The organism is Pseudomonas edaphica (assembly GCF_005863185.1).
Classification (GTDB): Bacteria; Pseudomonadota; Gammaproteobacteria; order Pseudomonadales; family Pseudomonadaceae; genus Aquipseudomonas; species Aquipseudomonas edaphica.
The window spans coordinates 1-1,826 of the sequence record NZ_VBVZ01000885.1 but is presented as its reverse complement, the minus strand read 5'-3'; the positions used below and the strand labels follow the sequence as shown (position 1 = coordinate 1,826).

Here is a 1,826-nt window from a genome sequence, read left to right as displayed (position 1 = left end):
TGCAGCCAAGTGTGGGAGCGGGCTTGCTCGCGAAGGCGGCGACCCGGTCTTGGCTTTAAACCCAAATCGCATCCCACAACGGATAGTCGCCAATCCGCTCTACCAACCCTGCTCGCAGTGGATTGGCCACCACATACCTGGCCATTTTTACCAAATCATCCTCCCTGCGCAGTGCCCGATCATGAAAACCGGTTTGCCAAAGCCGGCCCTTGCGCCCGGTTGCACCATTCACCGATCGCGTACTTTTGGATTTCACCTGACACATCAAATCCCCCAACGAGCCTTTTTGCAGTTCGATCAGCCAGTGGAAATGGTCTGGCATCACCACCCAAGCCAATGAATTAGCCAGGCCTTGGTATTGGGCCAGTCTGAACTGCCAGACCACCAGGCGGCCGAGGTGAAAGTCGCCGAATAGTGGGACTCGCTCCTGGGTGTTGGTGGTGATCAGGTAGACGCGGTTCGGTTCGCTGAACCGCCCGATGCGCAGGCGGTGTGAAGTCGCTAGATCAGGCATTCCATGGCCTCTCTTCAGATGGGTTCTGAGAGGCTAGATCTCGGTGGCTGATGCTGATCGGCAGGCTTTTGGCAGGATGTGTCTGGATGGGCGCTTTCGCGAGCAAGCCCGCTCCCACATGGGGTCTGCGGTGTTAATACAATTTATGTCTCGCGCGGATCAAAATGTGGGAGCGGGCTTGCTCGCGAATAGCACCGGCACCTCGGCCCATCAACCCAACTCACACCCCTTCAACACCAACCGAATAATCGTTTGCGCCGCTGCCTCATAATCCGCTTCATCCAGCTTGGCTTTGCCGGTCACCGCCGATATCTGCCAGTCAAAATCGGCATACGTCTGCGTCGCCGCCCAGATGCTGAACATCAGGTGGTTGGGGTCTATGGCGGCGATCAGGCCGCGATCTACCCAGCTTTGGATGCAGTTGATGTTGTGCTTGGCCTGGGCGTTGAGCTGCTCGATCTGCTCGGGGCTCAGGTGCGGGGCGCCGTGCATGATTTCGCTGGCAAACACCTTGGATGCAAACGGCAAATCGCGGGAGATGCGGATTTTCGAGCGGATGTAGTTGCTCAGCACCACCGACGGCTCGCCCTCGGGGTTGAACGGTGTGGAGGCGGCCAGGATCGGCTCGATAATGCTTTCGAGCACCTCGCGGTAGAGGTTGTCCTTGGACCTGAAGTAGTAATAGACGTTGGGCTTGGGCAGCCCGGCCTTGGCGGCGATGTCGCTGGTTTTGGTCGCGGCGAAGCCCTTGTCGGCAAACTCCTCGCTGGCCGCCCGCAGGATCTTTTCTTTATTGCGCTCGCGAATGGTGCTCATAAACCAGGAGTTTCCTTGCCAGATCGGCGGTTGTGCATGGTAGCACCGGCTATCCGCGAGCCTCAAGAATGCGCCCGTAAAGCTTTGCGCCGCGCTATGCTCGGCGTTTCTCATTCTTATGGAAGCCCGATTGATGGCAGGAAGCAGCTTGTTGGTATTGATCGACGATATCGCCGCCGTACTCGATGACGTTGCGCTGATGACCAAAATGGCCGCCAAGAAGACTGCCGGCGTGCTGGGCGATGACTTGGCACTCAACGCCCAGCAGGTTTCCGGCGTGCGCGCAGAGCGGGAAATCCCTGTGGTGTGGGCGGTGGCCAAGGGGTCGTTTGTCAACAAACTGATCCTGGTGCCGGCGGCATTGCTGATCAGCGCCTGGGATCTGCGCCGGCCCTTGGGGCCTTCGAACCAGGCATGGTCACGCTGGGCATCAACTGCAACCAAACGGCCCAGTGCTTCGAGCAACCCCTTGCGCTGATCGGTGCCCAGCAGCTCC

General features: G+C 58.9%; 2 protein-coding genes and 1 pseudogene. 1 reads left to right on the top strand and 2 read right to left on the bottom strand.

Annotated features, from left to right (window positions below; all coding sequences use genetic code 11):
• Positions 1–55: 55 nt before the first annotated feature.
• Both FEM54_RS31725 and FEM54_RS31715 read right to left on the bottom strand, forming a co-directional pair.
• Positions 56–514 (bottom strand): REP-associated tyrosine transposase, encoded by a 459-nt coding sequence (locus FEM54_RS31725; protein ID WP_099549031.1) that lies wholly within the window; start codon positions 512–514, stop codon positions 56–58.
• Positions 515–724: 210 nt separating this feature from the next.
• A complete protein-coding gene (locus tag FEM54_RS31715) occupies positions 725–1,330 on the bottom strand; it encodes a TetR/AcrR family transcriptional regulator (protein ID WP_017136243.1) in 606 nt (201 codons plus the stop codon).
• Positions 1,331–1,463: 133 nt separating this feature from the next.
• Between FEM54_RS31715 and FEM54_RS31710 the strand changes: the two are divergent.
• Positions 1,464–1,709, top strand: a pseudogene (locus tag FEM54_RS31710) (DUF808 family protein); the annotation flags it as partial.
• Between the last annotated feature and the right edge of the window lie 117 nt (positions 1,710–1,826).